Annotated in this window: 13 protein-coding genes; 8 read left to right on the plus strand and 5 right to left on the minus strand. The window is 33.3% G+C overall.

The features are described 5' to 3' along the window. Positions 1-3 precede the first annotated feature (3 nt). The 4 genes from ACUN3A_RS02475 to ACUN3A_RS02490 all read left to right on the plus strand — a co-directional run bounded on the left by ACUN3A_RS02475 (position 4) and on the right by ACUN3A_RS02490 (position 5,836). On the plus strand, positions 4-1,050 hold the full coding sequence (locus ACUN3A_RS02475; RefSeq protein WP_445549770.1) for an aminotransferase class I/II-fold pyridoxal phosphate-dependent enzyme: 1,047 nt from the start codon (positions 4-6) through the stop codon (positions 1,048-1,050). A 449-nt stretch (positions 1,051-1,499) separates the two neighbouring features. Further along, positions 1,500-2,816, plus strand: a complete 1,317-nt coding sequence (locus ACUN3A_RS02480) for an ammonium transporter (RefSeq protein WP_445549771.1) — start codon at positions 1,500-1,502, stop codon at positions 2,814-2,816. A 616-nt stretch (positions 2,817-3,432) separates the two neighbouring features. Continuing rightward, entirely contained in the window at positions 3,433-4,758 is a 1,326-nt protein-coding gene (locus ACUN3A_RS02485) for an ammonium transporter (RefSeq protein ID WP_445549772.1), read from the plus strand. Positions 4,759-4,990: 232 nt separating this feature from the next. Continuing rightward, on the plus strand, positions 4,991-5,836 hold the full coding sequence (locus ACUN3A_RS02490) for a class I SAM-dependent methyltransferase (protein ID WP_445549773.1): 846 nt from the start codon (positions 4,991-4,993) through the stop codon (positions 5,834-5,836). Positions 5,837-5,977: 141 nt separating this feature from the next. Here the strand turns inward: ACUN3A_RS02490 and ACUN3A_RS02495 are convergent, their stop codons facing one another. The 3 genes from ACUN3A_RS02495 to ACUN3A_RS02505 form a co-directional block, all read right to left on the minus strand. Then, positions 5,978-8,011 (minus strand): cytochrome c biogenesis protein CcdA, encoded by a 2,034-nt coding sequence (locus ACUN3A_RS02495; protein ID WP_445549774.1) that lies wholly within the window; start codon positions 8,009-8,011, stop codon positions 5,978-5,980. Then, complete coding sequence (gene tilS / locus ACUN3A_RS02500) at positions 8,011-9,321, minus strand: tRNA lysidine(34) synthetase TilS (RefSeq protein ID WP_445549775.1); 1,311 nt, start codon at positions 9,319-9,321, stop codon at positions 8,011-8,013. Before tilS ends, ACUN3A_RS02495 begins: the two co-directional genes overlap by 1 nt. 126 nt (positions 9,322-9,447) lie before the next feature. After that, complete coding sequence (locus tag ACUN3A_RS02505) at positions 9,448-10,734, minus strand: anthranilate synthase component I family protein (protein ID WP_445549776.1); 1,287 nt, start codon at positions 10,732-10,734, stop codon at positions 9,448-9,450. A 195-nt stretch (positions 10,735-10,929) separates the two neighbouring features. Between ACUN3A_RS02505 and ACUN3A_RS02510 the strand changes: the two genes are divergently transcribed. Further along, a complete protein-coding gene (locus ACUN3A_RS02510; RefSeq protein WP_445549777.1) occupies positions 10,930-11,307 on the plus strand; it encodes a DoxX family membrane protein in 378 nt (125 codons plus the stop codon). A gap of 63 nt (positions 11,308-11,370) precedes the next feature. Here ACUN3A_RS02510 and lpdA read toward each other — a convergent pair whose 3' ends face one another. Beyond that, positions 11,371-12,774 (minus strand): dihydrolipoyl dehydrogenase, encoded by a 1,404-nt coding sequence (gene lpdA, locus ACUN3A_RS02515; protein WP_445549778.1) that lies wholly within the window; start codon positions 12,772-12,774, stop codon positions 11,371-11,373. A gap of 419 nt (positions 12,775-13,193) precedes the next feature. Between lpdA and ACUN3A_RS02520 the strand changes: the two genes are divergently transcribed. The 3 genes from ACUN3A_RS02520 (at position 13,194) to ACUN3A_RS02530 (ending at position 15,477) form a co-directional block, all read left to right on the plus strand. Next, the gene (locus tag ACUN3A_RS02520; protein ID WP_445549779.1) at positions 13,194-13,661 is read left to right on the plus strand and encodes a YcxB family protein; all 468 of its coding nucleotides are present in this window, start codon (positions 13,194-13,196) and stop codon (positions 13,659-13,661) included. 70 nt (positions 13,662-13,731) lie between these two features. After that, positions 13,732-14,283 carry an antibiotic biosynthesis monooxygenase gene (locus ACUN3A_RS02525; protein WP_445549780.1) on the plus strand — a complete coding sequence of 184 codons (552 nt, stop codon included), beginning with the start codon at positions 13,732-13,734 and terminating at the stop codon, positions 14,281-14,283. A gap of 207 nt (positions 14,284-14,490) precedes the next feature. After that, a complete protein-coding gene (locus tag ACUN3A_RS02530) occupies positions 14,491-15,477 on the plus strand; it encodes a WG repeat-containing protein (protein ID WP_445549781.1) in 987 nt (328 codons plus the stop codon). 194 nt (positions 15,478-15,671) lie between these two features. Here ACUN3A_RS02530 and ACUN3A_RS02535 read toward each other — a convergent pair whose 3' ends face one another. Then, positions 15,672-17,603 (minus strand): APC family permease, encoded by a 1,932-nt coding sequence (locus tag ACUN3A_RS02535; protein WP_445549782.1) that lies wholly within the window; start codon positions 17,601-17,603, stop codon positions 15,672-15,674. Between the last annotated feature and the right edge of the window lie 281 nt (positions 17,604-17,884).

Genomic DNA, 17,884 nt, shown 5'->3' on the forward strand with positions numbered 1-17,884 from the left:
TTGATGCAAGTAAGCGAGATTCCTAACAGAGTATTTCACAAAGACGGCAAAGAGTTTTTGTATTTTGGAGGCACTAATTATCTTGGTATCACTACCCTAACTGAATTTCAAACAATTCTATTGAAAAGTTTTCAAAAATGGGGAACGAGTTATGGAAGTTCACGCTCCGCAAATATTCAGTTAGAAATTTACAAAACTGCCGAAGATATACTCGCCAAACAGACAGGAACTGATGCCGTAGTGACTGTTTCATCAGGTATGCTTGCAGGCAAACTCGCTTTGGAATTATTACAAAACACAACGGATTTGCTTTTTCATTTTCCGAATACGCACCCTGCTTTATTGCATCCATTATCGTTACCACTGCTTCAAAACGGAAAATTAAATCCTCTTCTTTTTAACACAACTGATACCAAAATAGGAATCGTTGCCGACGCTATTCCATCACTAGGTGTTACTCCTAGTGATTTAAGTATTTTAAAAGATATTCCAAATACAAAAAAAATCACTTTATTACTTGATGAATCCCACAGTTTTGGGCTACTCGGAGAAAATGGACAAGGAATTCTAAATGAATATAACTTTCCAAATATACAGCAGAAAATATCCATTGCCTCATTAGGAAAAGCGATGGGGCTTTCAGGTGGTTTTATTGCTGGTGATTTTCAATTTATTGATGCAGTAAAAAAACAGCAAAATTTTATTGGAGCCTCTGGCATGAATCCTGCATTTCTGGAAACATATGTAAATGCGCAAAACATTTATCAGTTACAAAGACAAGTATTAAAAGAAAATTTGAATCATGTTTTTAAATTTTTAATCCCTAACCCTGCTCTAACTTTTGACAAAGAATATCCTGTTATTTATTTCGATCAGGACAATTTGCTTCAACAACTTATAGAAAACAATATTATTCCAACTTCCTTTCCTTATCCTACAGCCTCTGGAAAATTGAGTCGGATTGTAATTAGCGCGCATCATACTAAAGCTGACTTAGATAAAATGATTAAACAACTGAATATTTTTACACAAAATTCTATTCAAATATAAAAGAAGTTGTGCGTCATTTTAAAACCAAAACAATTAAATAGAACGCTAGAATAATTCACATAAATTCAGAAGAATAATTCCTATCAAAAGAAAAGCAAGAAAATAAAAACTTTTTTTAACTATGTCCATAAGAATTATAGACAATTAAGAAAAGAACTTATTTTTCCAAACAACAGGCAACATACTCATTTGATTTATAACTTACTATATTCCTTTAGCCTTAAATTAAAGTTAATAGCTACAATTGGCATCAATTCAACCTCGCAATTTGTATTAAAAAAAAGCTTTAAATTAAATTATTATTATTTTAAAGTGATTTTTACATCATCTACCCTAAAATTATAGTAGGTAAAATACAAAAATGACAAAAATAACATACCCACCCCCTCTTTAATAGGGTATTCGAAATGATTTTTTATTTTTGTAAAAAAAATAAAATCCAATACAAAATGCGAAAAATAGTTTTAAGCGTGATTCTTGTCACAATTTTGGTACTATCCTATTGCTCAAATTACTTTTTAACAAGCCACAAAACAAATCTTTCTGAAATTTCAAAATTCGACACAGGAGACATAGCTTGGATGCTCGTAGCTTCTGCACTAGTATTATTAATGACTCCTGGGTTAGGCTTTTTTTACGGTGGTATGGTTGGTAAAAAAAACGTAATAAGCACCATGCTTCAAAGTTTTATGGCTATGATCATTGTAACTGTATTATGGGTACTTATCGCTTTCGGACTATCTTTCGGCCCTTCAATTGGAGGCATTATTGGAAATCCAATACCTTATCTCATGTTTCAAGGAGTTGGAATTGGCACTTCATGGAAATTAGCCCCAACAATCCCTTTCCTATTATTTGCATTATTTCAAGCAAAATTTGCCATTATAACTCCTGCCATCGTAACAGGTGCCTTTGCAGAACGCATTCGTTTTTGGGCTTACTTATTATTTATGGTATTATTCATACTTTTTGTTTATGCTCCATTAGCTCACATGACCTGGCATCCTGATGGATTACTATTTAATTTTGGAGTATTAGATTTTGCCGGAGGTACAGTAGTACACATGAGCGCAGGATGGGCCGCACTAGCTGGCGCAATCTTTCTTGGAAAACGTAAATCACCAAAACAAAATCCAGCACGTATTACTTATGTATTATTAGGAACCGCTTTATTATGGTTTGGTTGGTTTGGTTTTAACGCAGGTTCTGCAATGGGAGCCAACGGTCTTGCTGTACAAGCACTAGGAACAACAACAGTAGCAGCCGCTGTAGCCTCTATGGCTTGGGTTTTTATTGATAAAATTATGGGACACAAGCTTTCAGCCATGGGCGCTTGTATTGGCGCAATCGTTGGACTAGTATCTATTACTCCTGCAGCTGGATTTGTAAGTATGCCACACGCAATAACAATAGGAATTATTGGAAGTATCGTCAGTAATATTACAGTTAGCAAATTCCATAAACTAAAAATCGATGACGCCTTAGATGTATTTGCCTGCCACGGTGTAGGTGGAATGGTCGGAATGGTATTAACTGGAGTATTTGCATCAAGAGATATCAACCCAGCTGTTGTCGACCAAGGACTTGCTTTTGGCGAAACCAAATTATTCACTCATCAAATAATTGCTTTAATAGGAGTATCAATATTTGCCTTTACAATGTCGTATTTCCTTTTCTATATTGTAAATAAAATAACTCCTCTACGAGTTAGTGAAGAAAAAGAAGCATTAGGTTTAGATATTTCACAACACGGAGAATATTTATAGTTTTCTACTTTTATTAAAATCACAAAAGAAGCCGTCTCAATATGTATTTGAGACGGCTTCTTTTTTTCATACCACAGTCATTCTTTTAAAGAAGACACTACCAACTCGTTTATAAACCAATATTTAATCAGGAAACCTACCCTTTCAATAAAAATAAGGCTCCTTAAATTATTTTTTTGAAGAGCAAAATAAATATTTACATTTTTATGAAACATTTAAGTATTTTTCAATAAATTTAACAAAAATACTCCTAATGATACAATCGTATAAATTCAAAGAGACTCATTTACAACCATATAAACCGCCCTAAATAATACTGTTCAATAATTACTAATAACGCTATACTTCTAAAAAATTAAGTAATTATTAACAAAACAATCGCTTAACTACCAAAATAGGCGGCAATTTCACAAATTGACCAACAATTTAGGAGTTAAACTTAAAAAAAACTTAAAATTGTATTAACACATTCTTTATTTTAACTCAAAAAAATAAATACCCCTCAAAATACAATGGTGCTTACTACAAAATCCACAAAAATGACTACTGCACCCCCATATTTTTTGGAGGGTATTAAATGATTTGATACTTTTATAAAAATTAAAAATCAAAAACTATGCGAAAAATTATTTTAAGTGTGATACTAATCACAATCCTGGCATTATCCATTTTCTCAATTCACTTTCTTGTTGAATCCCCTACATTAGGAGCACACGTTGTCGAATTAAAGTTAGACACTGGTGATACGGCTTGGATGATCGTAGCTACAGCCTTTGTATTATTAATGACACCAGGACTTGGTTTCTTCTACGGTGGAATGGTAGGTAAAAAAAATGTTATTAGCACAATGCTACAAAGCTATATGGCAATGGTTATAGTAACCATTTTGTGGGTTGTAATCGGATTTGGTTTATGTTTTGGACCTTCAATAGGAGGTTTTATTGGTGATCCATCTTCAAATCTATTTTTTAATGGAGTAAGCGCTAACACAGCCTGGGAATTAGCACCTACTATCCCTATGATTTTGTTTGCATTATTTCAAGCGAAATTTGCGATTATCACTCCTGCATTAATCACTGGAGCTTTCGCTGAAAGAGTACGTTTTTGGGCTTACCTATTATTTATGGTATTATTCATATTAGTTGTATATGCTCCATTATGCCACATGACTTGGCATCCTGATGGATTATTCTTCGGATGGGGAGTATTAGATTTTGCTGGAGGAACAGTAGTACACATGAGTGCTGGTTGGGCTGCATTAGCAGGAGCTATATTCTTAGGAAAAAGAAAAGTACAAAAAGCAAATCCAGCTCGTATTACTTATGTATTATTAGGAACTGGTTTATTATGGTTCGGTTGGTTCGGTTTCAACGCAGGATCTGCTGTAGGAGCTAGTAGTCTTGCTGCACAAGCATTAGGAACTACAACTGTTGCCGCCGCTGCCGCTGCAATGGGATGGGTTTTCCTTGACAAAATCATGGGACATAAACTTTCTGCAATGGGAGCTTCTATCGGAGCTGTAGTAGGATTAGTTGCTATCACTCCTGCTGCAGGATTTGTAAGCATTCCTCACGCAATGGCAATTGGTATTATTGCTAGTATTGTAAGTAACCTTGTTGTTAGTAAATTCCCTAAAGGAAAAATTGATGATGCTTTAGATGTATTTGCTTGTCACGGTGTTGGTGGTATGGTAGGTATGTTATTAACTGGTGTTTTTGCTTCAAAAGCTATAAACCCAATTGTAGGTGATAACCAAGGTTTAATTTTTGGTGACGCTACTTTATTTTTAATCCAATTGAAAGCATTAGTTCTTGTTTCTATATTCGCTTTCGGTGCTTCTTATGCTTTATTCTTTATCGTAAACAAAATTACTCCTCTTAGAGTAACTGAAGAAAAAGAAGAATTAGGATTAGACATCTCTCAACACGGAGAATTCTTGTAACAAACTCAATTTCCAAATACCCGCTAAAAACACTCTAGAATTTATTCTAGAGTGTTTTTTTTTACTCACTCTTCATATTCAAAATATATGATGACTTTAACATAAACAGACCTATTATATTCTTAAATTTATTATCCTTATTTATAATGATAAGCCCCCTTGAATCTCCAGTATTTCTTTCCTTGCAAAGTTGTGTCCAGAATACAATTATAAACAAATAAATCGTACTGTTATGGAATTAGAAATCGAACAAATCAGAGACCAACAGAAAGAAACTTGGAATAAATTCTCTCCTGGTTGGAAAAAATGGGATGAACTAACAATGGATTTTCTAAAACCCATGGGAGACGAAATTATTAGATTGTTAAATCTAAAAAATGACGCTATCGTTCTAGATATCGCCGCAGGAACTGGAGAACCAGGACTGACCATTGCTTCTCATTTAAACAAAGGAAAAGTAATTGCTACAGATTTAGCCGAAGGGATGCTTGAAGTGGCTCAAGAAAATGCAAAAAAAAGAGGAATCAAAAATTTTCAAACCATAGTTTCTGATGTTAGTGAACTCCCTTTTGCAGACAACACTTTTGATGCCATTAGTTGCCGCTTTGGATTTATGTTTTTCCCAGATATGTTATTAGCTATAAAAGAAATGGTAAGAGTTCTTAAACCTGGAGGCAAAATTGCAACTGCCGTTTGGAACGTACCAGAAAAAAATTTCTGGATAACTGCTACTATGGGAACTATCAATAAAAATATGGAAACATCACCTCCCCTACCCGGAGCACCCGGAATGTTTCGTTGTGCAAAAGCGGGATTTATGTCTGATTTGTTTTCACAAGCTGGACTCAAAAATATTTCAGAAAATGAAGTTGTCGGAAAATTAAACTGCAAAACAACTGATGTTTACTGGAGTATGATGAATGATATTGCGGCTCCTGTTGTTGCCGCCCTTAGTAAAACAGACAATGAATTGAGACAAAAGATAAAAGAAGAAGTATACTCATTAGTAAATCAAAAATATCCTGACAACAATGTCATCATTGACTCTAGTTCGCTTTTAAGCTACGGAGAGAAATAACAACCTATTTAGGGTCGAACTTCAGAAATTTATTAATGCTTTCAAGACATTATCAAATTCATAAAAAAACTATCCACCAAAAAGCACTTTTAATTACTTTTTAATGGATAGTTAAATTTAAATTATTTATCTCTAAAAGAATTATTTCTTGAAATTCGAAACACCAATTTTCAACCAGCTTTCAAATTCTTCAACGCTTACATAACTTATTGTTGGTTGATTTGTATTAAGATTATTTCCTTGCAAATCTGTCAAAACATACAACGGCTGTGTATTTGTATTGTATTTTGAAATCATAAAGTCAGTCCACTTATCCCCTATAGTCTCAATTTCTGAACCTGTCATTTTAGAAACAAACTTTTCATTATTCGGCAATTCTCTTTGATCATCTACATATAAGGAAATTAAAACTACATCATTTTTAAGAATAGAAAGAACACTATTCACAGACCAAACATTATTCTCCATCTTTCTACAATTCACACAAGCATGTCCTGTAAAATCAAGCATTATAGGTTTGTTTACTGTTTTTGCATACGCTAGCCCTTTATCATAATCATCAAAAACAACAATTTGATGGGGACCTAATTTTGCTCCTTCTGGTAAAACTGTTGAAACAGCTACACCACTACTCGTTCCAGAACTAACTAAGCCTAATGGACTTTCGCTATATTCCATTGGAGGTGGAAATGCACTGATTAGCTTAAGAGGAGCTCCCCAAAGACCTGGAATTAAATAAATTGTAAAAGACAAGGTCAGCAATCCTAAACACAATCTTCCAACCGATATATGAGGCAACGGACTATCGTGTGGCAAGGTTATTTTTCCAAATAAATAAAAAGCTAAAGCTCCAAAAATAGCAATCCAAATCACCAAAAACACTTCTCTTTCTAATAAGTGCAATTGCAATACCAAATCGGCATTAGATAAAAATTTGAAAGCCAAAGCCAATTCTAAAAATCCTAAAACAACTTTTACCGTATTCAACCAACCTCCCGATTTAGGTAAAGAATTTAACCAACCCGGAAACATCGCAAAAAGCATAAAAGGCAAGGCTAATGCTAATGAAAAACCAAACATTCCAACTATAGGAGCAATCCCTCCTTTGGAAGCTGCATCAACTAAAAGCGTCCCAACAATAGGCCCTGTACACGAAAACGAAACAATTGCTAAGGCTAATGCCATAAACAATATTCCGATAATCCCACCTCTATCAGCTTGACTATCTACTTTATTTGCCCAGGAATTAGGCAGCATAATCTCGAAAGCGCCAAGGAAAGATGTTGCAAAAACAACTAACAGAATAAAGAATATAATATTAAAATACACATTGGTTGACAAAGCATTCAGCGCATCGGCACCAAAAACCCAAGTAACAACAAATCCTAATAAGACATAAATCAGAATAATTGAAATTCCATAAATAATAGCATTACTAATTCCTGTAGCTTTCGTTTTGCTTTGTTTAGTAAAAAAACTAACTGTCATAGGAATCATAGGAAACACACAAGGAGTAAGCAAAGCCGCAAATCCTGAGAAAAAAGCGATAAAGAAAATAGACCACAAACCTCTTTCTGAATCTGGTTTTGGTTGTTCTACAGTCTTCGCCTCTGCAACAGGAACACTTTTTTCTGTTACTTCAGGAGCTACATTTACCGTTTCAATTTTAGCAGTATCTTGCTTCGTAACAGCAACAGGAACTATCTCATTAACAATACTTTCTGAAGGAGTAGGTATTTTAAATGTAAATTTCTTTTCCAGATTGATACAAACCTCTTTACAAATTTGATAATTCAATTCAACTTGAACTGCGGTGATTTTAGTATTTACTAGCTTTATTTCTTGTTTAATTTGAGCTTTATCGTGAAAGAATATTTCATTTACTCCAAAAATATCATTGAAAGCAGTTGTGGTTTTACTTTCTTTGGCTTTGCCAACTAACTCAAAATTTCCTTTTTGATCTTTAAAAACAATTTCCAAAGGAAGTGGACCACCTTCGGGAGTAAATTGGGAGTATATATGCCAATCTTTTTCGATTACTGCATTAAAAATTAAAATATAATTAGTTTCCGATTTCTTTTCGATTGCAGTTGTCCATTTTGCAGGATCCAGAATCTGCGAATTCACATTAAAAAACGCTAAAAAAGCAAGCAGTATAAAAAGTATTTTTTTCATTATAGTAATTCTATTTTAAGTATATTTTTTGTTGCATCGAAAGTTTTGAATCGGTTATCGGCACGTATTCCGACTACCCAAACAATTTGGTCATTTGAACACAAAAGCCAAATATTTTCCTTTTCAAGCAATGATAATTTCTCGTCTTTGAAAAGCTTACTCACTTTCTTCGATTTGCCATTCATACCAAAAGGCATAAAAATGTCACCTGATTTCCACTTACGAAATACCAAAGGATAAACCAACAAATCTGCATCGACAAAGATAGTTCTATTTGAACCAACCGAAATGTCAGACACTTTACTTAAGCTTAATTTTAAGGGAATATTAACTTCTGTTTGATTTTCTTCGATATAAAATTCTGTTGCACTTTCCTCTTCATTAATCGAATAAAGGATTAATAAATCTCTATCTTTTAGTAATCTGTAATCTGTGGCAAACACTTGTTTTCCAGATTGACTATTTACTAAATCATAAATATCATCCCAAGCAGTAAAACCAAATTCTTTCAACCATTGATACAAATAGGACTGGTAATTAGGCAATTGCAATAATTTATTTAGATTAAAATGAATTTGATCATCTACCTCATGTGCAACTTGTTGATAAACCATAATTGCTGCATCCTCAACCATAGAAAAAGATTCCTGCAAATACCTTTCGGTTTTCGAAAATGCAGTCATAAAATTAGGATTCAACTCCTTCAAAATAGGAATCAAATGATGGCGGATTTTATTCCTTACATATTTATCAGAAGCATTACTACTATCTTCTCTCCACTGAATACCATTATCCATAGCATACTTTTCAATTTCGCTACGAGTTAAAAAAAGCAAAGGTCTAATTACTTTATCATTTTGCACTGGAATTCCAGTCAGACCTTCCAGCCCCGTTCCCCTAGTAAAATTGATTAAAAAAGTCTCCAGATTATCATCAGCATGATGTGCTGTGAGCAGGTAATCAAAGTTTTCATTTTCAAGTAACTCATAAAACCAATTGTATCTTAATTCTCTGGCGGCCACTTGAGTCGAAAGCTTATAATCATTAGCAAAAGCTTCAGTATCAAATTGGGTTACATAAATAGGAATCCCTTTGGAATCTGCATACTCTTGTATGAATTTTTGATCACCAAAACTTTCTATTCCCCTAAGTTGAAAATTACAATGAGCTATAGCAATGTCATATTTTAATTCCTGAAACAAATGCAGTAAAACCATACTATCCAAACCTCCACTAACTGCAAGCAACAGCTTTTTTTGTTTCAAAAAAGGAATCTCTTTTTCGATATGATTTTGAAGTGTATTTTTCATACGAAGCTACTATTGTTTTTTATCGGAATATGGAATCGCTGTTCTTAATTTTAATTAATATTTTAAAATTATAACGATTTTATATTTCAAAAATACTGATTATTATTTAATCCAATGATGACTCGCTTATTGCAAAACTTCTAGCATTGCTTTTGCTTTTAGCAAACATTCATCATATTCATTTTCTGGCACAGATAATGAAGTTATCGCACTTCCTACAGAAAAAGACACATATTGATTTTCCTGATTGTATAAAATACTCCGAATAACTACATTAAAATCAAAGTTACCATTGGGCAAAAAATAACCCACTGCCCCACTGTACAATCCACGCTTGGTTTCTTCAAGCTCTTCTATGATTTTCATAGACGCATACTTAGGCGCACCGGTCATGCTCCCCATCGGAAAAGTAGTTTTCAAAACATCGACAGCTGCATATTGAGAATCTATTTTTGATGTTATAGTCGAAATCATTTGATGCACTTGCAAGAAAGAATAAATACCACAAAGTTCTTTTACAACAACCGAAGATTTTTGGGCTGTTCGAGACAAATCATTTCGAACCAAATCGGTTATCATAATATTCTCTGCACGCTCTTTAGGATCTTGGGCTAAATTATTTTTTGACTTTTCGTCTTCTATTGGATCCGAAAATCGCTTGGAAGTTCCTTTTATAGGCTGAGAAATTAGATTTTCACCTTCTTTTTTCAAATACCTTTCTGGTGAAGCAGAAAGTAAAAATTGCTTATTGTTTTTGAAAAATACAGTAAAAGGAGCTTGCGAAATAGCATTCAGTTTTAAGAATTTTTCAAATGGATTAATTGTCGCATTTTCTGCAAAAAACTCCATACAAAAGTTGGCTTCATATAAATCTCCGTGATGGATGTACTCTCGTAATTTGGAGACTTTCTCGATATAATTTTGCTTAGAAATACGTTGCTGAATAGTAACTTTCGAAGGATTTTCGACTTTCGACTTTCGACTTTCGATTATTTCTTGAAAATCTGCTTCAATTTCATCATCACACATGTTGAGATATTGAATTTCGAGCTGATTACCTTTTAATAAAAATATTTTTTTAGGTTGAAAAAAGAACAAATCAGGAAAATTCAAACCGTCAAAATTATCCGATTTCAAAAGTTCTACATCATTTTTTAAGTCATACGAAAGATATCCAAATAACCAATCTCTAGTTGTTTGCTGGTATTGTTTTAAATCTTCAAAAGCATTGTGGTAATCCGTTTTTAAAGACGTAAAAGCATCTACAGCCAAAACGCAATCAAAACTGGAATATTCATTAGAAAATGAATTACTGTCCAGGAAAGTTATTTCACGAAATTGTTGTCCCCACGCAACAAGCTGTTGCTTGAAATCCGAAGGTTCTTCAATAATTTTATAAATGGAAGTTCTCAAAAAATTAATCAATTTAGGAATTTCAAAATTACAACAAAAAACAGGTCTTCTCAAGAAGAAGTTTCATAAAACTATAGTAATTCTAACCACAGCTATTGAATGTAAAAAAACATCAAATTAATTATTCTTTTATATTCAAAAAAATTACATTTGAATCAACCTTTCTTAACATCAAAAACTTTAAAACCAAAAACTATGAAAATTGCAACTATTATCATTCGTACTCTAATTGGATTACTATTACTTTTTGCTTCAATAAGCTATTTTTTCCATTTGTTTCCTGAGCCAGTTTTAACAGGAGATATGAAAACTTTTAATGATGGAATCAAAGCATCTGGTTACTTAATGCCATTAGTAAAAACAATCGAACTACTTTGTGGAATAGCTTTTGTTACAGGTAAATTTAACCGAATTGCAAATATTATTTTAATGCCAATTACAGTCAATATTCTTTTTACACATATTTGTTTAGCTCCCGAAGGTATTCCGGTAGCAGTTTTTCTGTTCGTAGGTAATATATTCTTGATTTATAGTAAATGGGATAGCTACAAAGGATTATTTTCAGCAAATTAAAACCCATAAAAAAACCGATAGAAATTAAATCTATCGGTTTTTTTTATTTGTAAAAACTTTAAACTATACGTGCAAAGCTCTATTATCTGTAGCTGCCAATGCCGCTTCTTTTACTGCTTCTGCAAATGTTGGATGCGCGTGTGACATTCTAGAAATATCTTCAGCAGATGCTTTGTATTCCATTGCAACAACAGCTTCAGCAATCAAATCTGCAGTTCTGGCACCAATCATGTGTACTCCAAGAACCTCATCCGTTTTCTTATCAGCAAGAATTTTTACAAATCCATCAAGATCTCCGCTCGCACGAGCACGACCTAAAGCTTTGAAAGGGAAACTTCCCACTTTGTATTCTACACCAGACGCTTTCAATTGCTCCTCTGTTTGACCAACAGCAGCAACTTCTGGCCAAGTGTAAACAACACCTGGAATCAAATTATAATCAATATGTGGTTTTTGACCCGCTAAGATTTCAGCAACCATAGTTCCTTCTTCTTCCGCTTTGTGAGCCAACATAGCTCCACGAACTACATCTCCAATGGCATAAATATTAGGAACCGAAGTTTGTAAATGATCATTCACCTCAACTTGCCCTCTGTCTGAAATTTTCACTCCAGCTTTATCAGCATTCAAACCATCAGTATAAGGACGACGCCCTACAGATACTAAAGAGTAATCTCCTTCTAAAGTAATTGTTTCTCCTTTAGCATTTTCAGCTTGAACAATTACAGCATCTCCGTTTCTTTCTACTGATTGTACTTTATGAGAAGTATAGAACTTCATTCCTTGTTTTTTCAACACTTTAGTCAATTCTTTAGACAAAGCACCATCCATTCCAGGAATAATTCTGTCCATGAATTCTACAACCGAAACTTGAGCTCCTAATCGTAAATAAACCTGACCTAATTCGATACCAATAACACCTCCACCAATAATTACTAGGTGTTTTGGAACTTCTTTAAGTGCCAAAGCTTCTGTCGAAGTAATAATTCTTTCTTTATCAATTTTGATAAAAGGCAAAGAAGACGGTTTTGAACCAGTAGCAATAATAATATTTTTAGCTTCAATAGTTTCCGATGTTCCATCAGCTTTAGCGATAGCTACATGTGTAGCATCTACAAAAGATCCTAAACCATTAAAAACAGTGATTTTATTTTTTTCCATCAAGAAATTTACTCCACCTGATGTTTGATCAACAACTGCTTGTTTGCGAGCAATCATTTTTTCTAAATTTACTTTTACTTCTCCTGAAACTTCAATTCCATGATCAGCAAAATGCTTAATTTCAGCATAATGGTGTGAAGATGACAATAATGCTTTCGATGGAATACAACCAACATTCAAACATGTACCGCCTAAAGTTGAATATTTTTCTATAATCGCTGTTTTGAAACCCAATTGTGCACAACGAATAGCCGAAACATATCCGCCTGGCCCAGAACCTATAATGACTACGTCAAATGAACTCATAGTATGTGATTTTTATTTTTAGTCTTGCAAAATTAAGGAATAAAGTTTTGTTTAAAGTTTAAAAATTAAGGTTTTTTGTTCGAATTATAACGATTTCAGCAACGATAACCGAAAAACCTTTTAAATAACTCAAGTAAATCAAATAAACCGATTTGTTTTGGTTCTTCTGGAGCAGAAATTTAGTTTTTCATAGAAACAGTTGTCCCGCTATTCACTACAATCTCTTGTGCCGAACACCGGCACAAGAGGATTTTCGCTGCTATCGGGGCTAGTTTAGAAGTTTATTTTTTCATAAGGACGAAAGATCTCAATAAACCTCGATAACGCTTTAATCTTTGTAAATAATTATCTATATATTTGTTTTGCTGCCTGTAAAAAGTAGCGAGTAAACAAGTTAGGTAACATACTAAAACAAACAGATGATAACAACCGATAAATTTGATTTGACTAAAAATGAATATCTATCGGTAATATTAAAAATGGTTTTTAAGAAAAAGTGGTGGGAATTTTTACTTTTTTGGGCATTAGCAGTTTTCCTCACTTTTGAAGCAGCCAAAGATAGTCTGATAATATTTTGTTTATTTTTCCTGTATTCATATCCGCTAATTGTGGTGTTTCAATATTGGAGATTTGCAAATGCAAAAGATAATAGAAAAATATTTGGTAAAAGATATTATGAAATTTCGACTGAACAAATCAATGGATATTTTGCTAACGGCTCAAATAGTGTTATTAAATTCGAACATTTTGTAAAAACATTTGAACTTAAGGAATATTACTTTCTTTATATTTCAAAATCTCAAAGTTTATATTTCCCAAAAAGATTTTTTAAGCCCCCCGAAGATTTAGCTTGGTTTAAAAAAAACATATTTGATAAAGTGGGTTAAAAGTACGTTACTCAACAGACACTACAACGTATAACAATAACGAAGCGAATAAAATCGTCAAAATATATTTATGAAAGATCAAGGCGCAACTGTAGTAATTAATCATCAAATCATAGACGGAAAACAAAATCAATACGAAGATTGGCTAGATGAAATTGGTCCAATTTGTAGAAATTATGTTGGCAATATTGATTGGCAAATAATTCGTCCTATCCCGAATTTGACATTTGATTATACTGTAATTATAAGATTTGACACAATTGAAAATCTCACAAAATGGATGGAATCAAATGATAGAAAACATCTAATTAAAAAAGCACAACCGTTATTTTCTAAAGATGATAAATATCTAATTAAATCGGGCTTAGATTTTCTTTTCACAAATAACAGTGAAAATCAAAAAATTCCCGCTCGTTGGAAACAATATTTGGTTACGTGGTCAGCAATTTATCCGTTATCAATTCTTATCCCATTGCTAATCCTTCCTGTTTTAAAAATTTTAAATTTTCCAGAGAACAGATTTATCAATTCGTTTTTTATCTCAGGCGTCATTGTTGCAATAATGGTTTATTTGCTAATGCCTAATTATACCAAGTTAATTAAAAAATGGCTCTACAAATAATTATAAATGCAATACATAACAGTCACAACTAGTTTTAGCAATAGATATAGTGGAAAATGGTTTTGTATTTGGATAATTTGGTAAATCCAATGGCTTTAATTTATCCCACGCTAATGTGAGCGCCACACTCGTGCGCTGTTGTAAAAGAAAATATTTACCAAAAAAAAGGAAATATTTTTTTGACATTTCATTTTTAAAATATGTATTATGAAAATACTCAAAACCGTTATTGTTCTTATTCTCTTATCTAGTGGGTTTATTGCTCAATCGCAAGAAGGCGTAACATGGAAATGGGTAACAAAACCCACTGCTGATTTTACTATTTTGTTTCAATGTGGATTTTCACGCACTCCTTTTTTTGAAGGGCTTGCCGGAGTGAGAGACAGCAATGGCAAATGGGGAGTGGTTGACTCTACTGAAAAATGGGTAATATCACCTCAATTTGAAATTATAGGGGAGTTTTCAGAAGGTGTAGCCGCTGCCCAGCAAAATAATAAATTAGGATTCATTGATAAAAAAGGAAAATGGGTCATTCAACCAGCATTTGATGGAAATTCTCCATTTGATTATTGTTATACTAAATTTTATGAGGGATTGGCAGGTGTTGCAAAAAACAGATTGGTTGGCTATATAAATAAAAAAGGAGAATGGGTAATCAATCCAAAATTTCGGGGGATTGCTAATAAATTTAAAGACGGATTGGCGAGAGCAAGAGCTTTGGAGGCCTATAAATTTGGCTATATAAATAAATCTGGGGAGTGGGTAATCAAACCCATATATGATTGGATAGATGATTTTTCCGAAGGATTGGCAACTGTGCATATAAACAAAAATACCCAAGATTTTAGTCAAGACAAAAGCTGTGGTTTTATTGATAAGAAAGGGAATCAAGTAATACCTCTCCAATATGATTTTGCTAATAGTTTTTCTGAGGGTTTAGCAAGAGTGAGTAAAAATGGTAAATGGGGTTTTATAAATCAAAAAGGCAATTGCATAGTACCTATTATTTATGATGGTGTGTGGACTATTTCTGAAGGACTTGCAGGAGTGGAGCAAAACGGAAAATGGGGTTTTATGGACACAACCGGAAAATGGATTATTAAACCTGAATTTGACAAAGCGGAAAGTTTTCATAATGGACGAGCAGAGGTAAGATTAAATGGAGAAGGAGGATATATCGAGCTTATTAAATAAATTATCCCTAGCTCCCCGCTAACGCGAGCATCACGCTCGTGTCCGCAATCAATGTCGCAGAAATTTATAACAGCCACTTAACCTTACACAAAATAAAAACGCTGCTGAAAAATACTTTTCCGCAGCGTTTTTTATATCTAACTTATCTGTAACAAAATCTATTTCCTTTCCTCTTTCATCTATTTTCCCTCACTCTACTCAGTCTTCAAATTCAACTTACTGTTTTTACGACTAAAGCTAAAATAGATTATCAATCCAATAATTAACCATATTCCGAAGTAAATCCAATTCCAAACGCTTAATTCCGCCATCATATACAAACAACAAATTAAACCCAAAAGCGGAATTAAAGACAAATTCTCTTTGTAAGACCAAAACACCAATCCAACCATGACAAATAAGAAAATCCACATTGGTATTTTATGTTTAAATAAGCTTAATCCGCTTTCATATTTTACACTATCAGAAATAGGCAAACCTGCAACTACACTAGCATATTTAACATCATCACCTTGATATTGATTTAATAACTGCTCAACATCAAAGTTTTTTATATCAACTGATTTATCCTCAATAGTTACCAAATAATCATATACTTTTTGCGTCTCTTCTTTGTTCAAAGACGTAATAATAAATTCAGAATCATTGATTTTGGGTTCATTCGTAATAAAATCCATCGTTGCTTTTTTATTGTAACCAAATGCAAACACCAAAGCAATAACAATCAATATCGGAAATACAAATTTAGAATTAATATAAGGAGTTTTGAATTTCCCTCTTGGAATATCAGTTCTATTTTGCAATGCCAAAACTCCGGCGCATACCAAAACAAAGGCAAATAGAGTTCCAATACTACATAAATCCGTTACCATCGTTAAATTCATAAATAAAGCAGGTACTGCTACCACAAAACCGGTAACAACAGTCGCATACGAAGGTGTTTTAAATTTTGAATGTACTGTTGAAAAACGTTTTGGCAACAAACCATCACGGCTCATACTCATCCAAATACGAGGCTGTCCCATTTGAAAAACTAATAAAACACTAGCCATAGCCACTACCGCACTTACTGCAATAATTCCCGACATCCATTTTAAATGCAATTGATCAAATACAAAAGCTAATGGATCACCAACATTCAAAGTATTATAACTTACCATTCCTGTCAATACTAACGCGATGGCTATATAAAGTACAGTACAAATAATAATCGCCCACATCATCCCTCTCGGTAAATCACGTTGAGGATTTTTACACTCTTCGGCAGTTGTCGAAATAGCATCAAAACCAATATAAGCAAAGAACACAGCCGAAACACCTTTCAAAACTCCCGAAACGCCATTCGGTGCAAACGGATGCCAATTATTAGTATCTACATAAAATATACCTACAGCAATTACCAAAAGAACAATACAAAGTTTAACGACAACCATAATATTACTCGCATTACGGGATTCTTTCATTCCTCTATAAATCAATGCAGTAATTAAAACAATAATCAATAATGCCGGCAAATCGGCAACAAAATGAAATGCCCCTATCACTGGCGATGTTGTCCAAGCAGTATAGGCATCTTGCATTCCTGTGCTCAAATTCTCAAAAGACTTCCCTCCTTGCATCAAAGCTGTTGCGTCTTTAAAACCATTAGAAGCGGTTAAATAATCCATTTGAACCCATTGCGGTAAATTAATGCCTCCGCTGGAGAGCAGTCCAGTAAAGTAGTCACTCCATGATATAGCGACCGTTATATTTCCTACGGAATATTCCATAATCAATGCCCAACCAATAATCCAAGCAATTAATTCTCCAAAAGCAACGTACGAATAGGTATAAGCACTTCCAGAAACAGGCACCATCGAAGCAAATTCAGCGTAAGCAAAGGCGGCAAAACCACAAGCTATAGCGGTAAACAAAAACAAGAAAATTACAGCTGGACCTCCATCAAAACTGGCTTTTCCGATAGTACTAAAAATTCCGGCTCCAACAATTGCCGCAATTCCAAAAGCAGTTAAATCTTTAGTGGTCAAATGCTTTCCTAGTGCTTCATGACCTTCAATATTATTTTTTTCGACCTGCCTTAAGATATCTTGAACTGTTTTTTTTCTAAAAAGTCCTTTTAATGCCATGTTGTGAATTTTATTAAATAATCATTGTTTAGTATTCTTTTCAAAACTATTTTTAATAAAAAAAATAGGAAAGCTCAAATATATAAAACAAATTCAATCTTTAAAGTTAGGATTTTGATTTTTAATGAGATTATTAAATAAAAATATTTTCTTTTTAATTCAAAAAAAGTCAAATATTCATTCGAAAACCACGTTAAAACAAAATATAATTTAATATGTAATTTAAAAAAACAAACCATTATATAAATCGCAAGGGAATATCCCAATACTGTCTATAATTT

The sequence above is a fragment of the Flavobacterium sp. WC2509 genome (assembly GCF_052683105.1).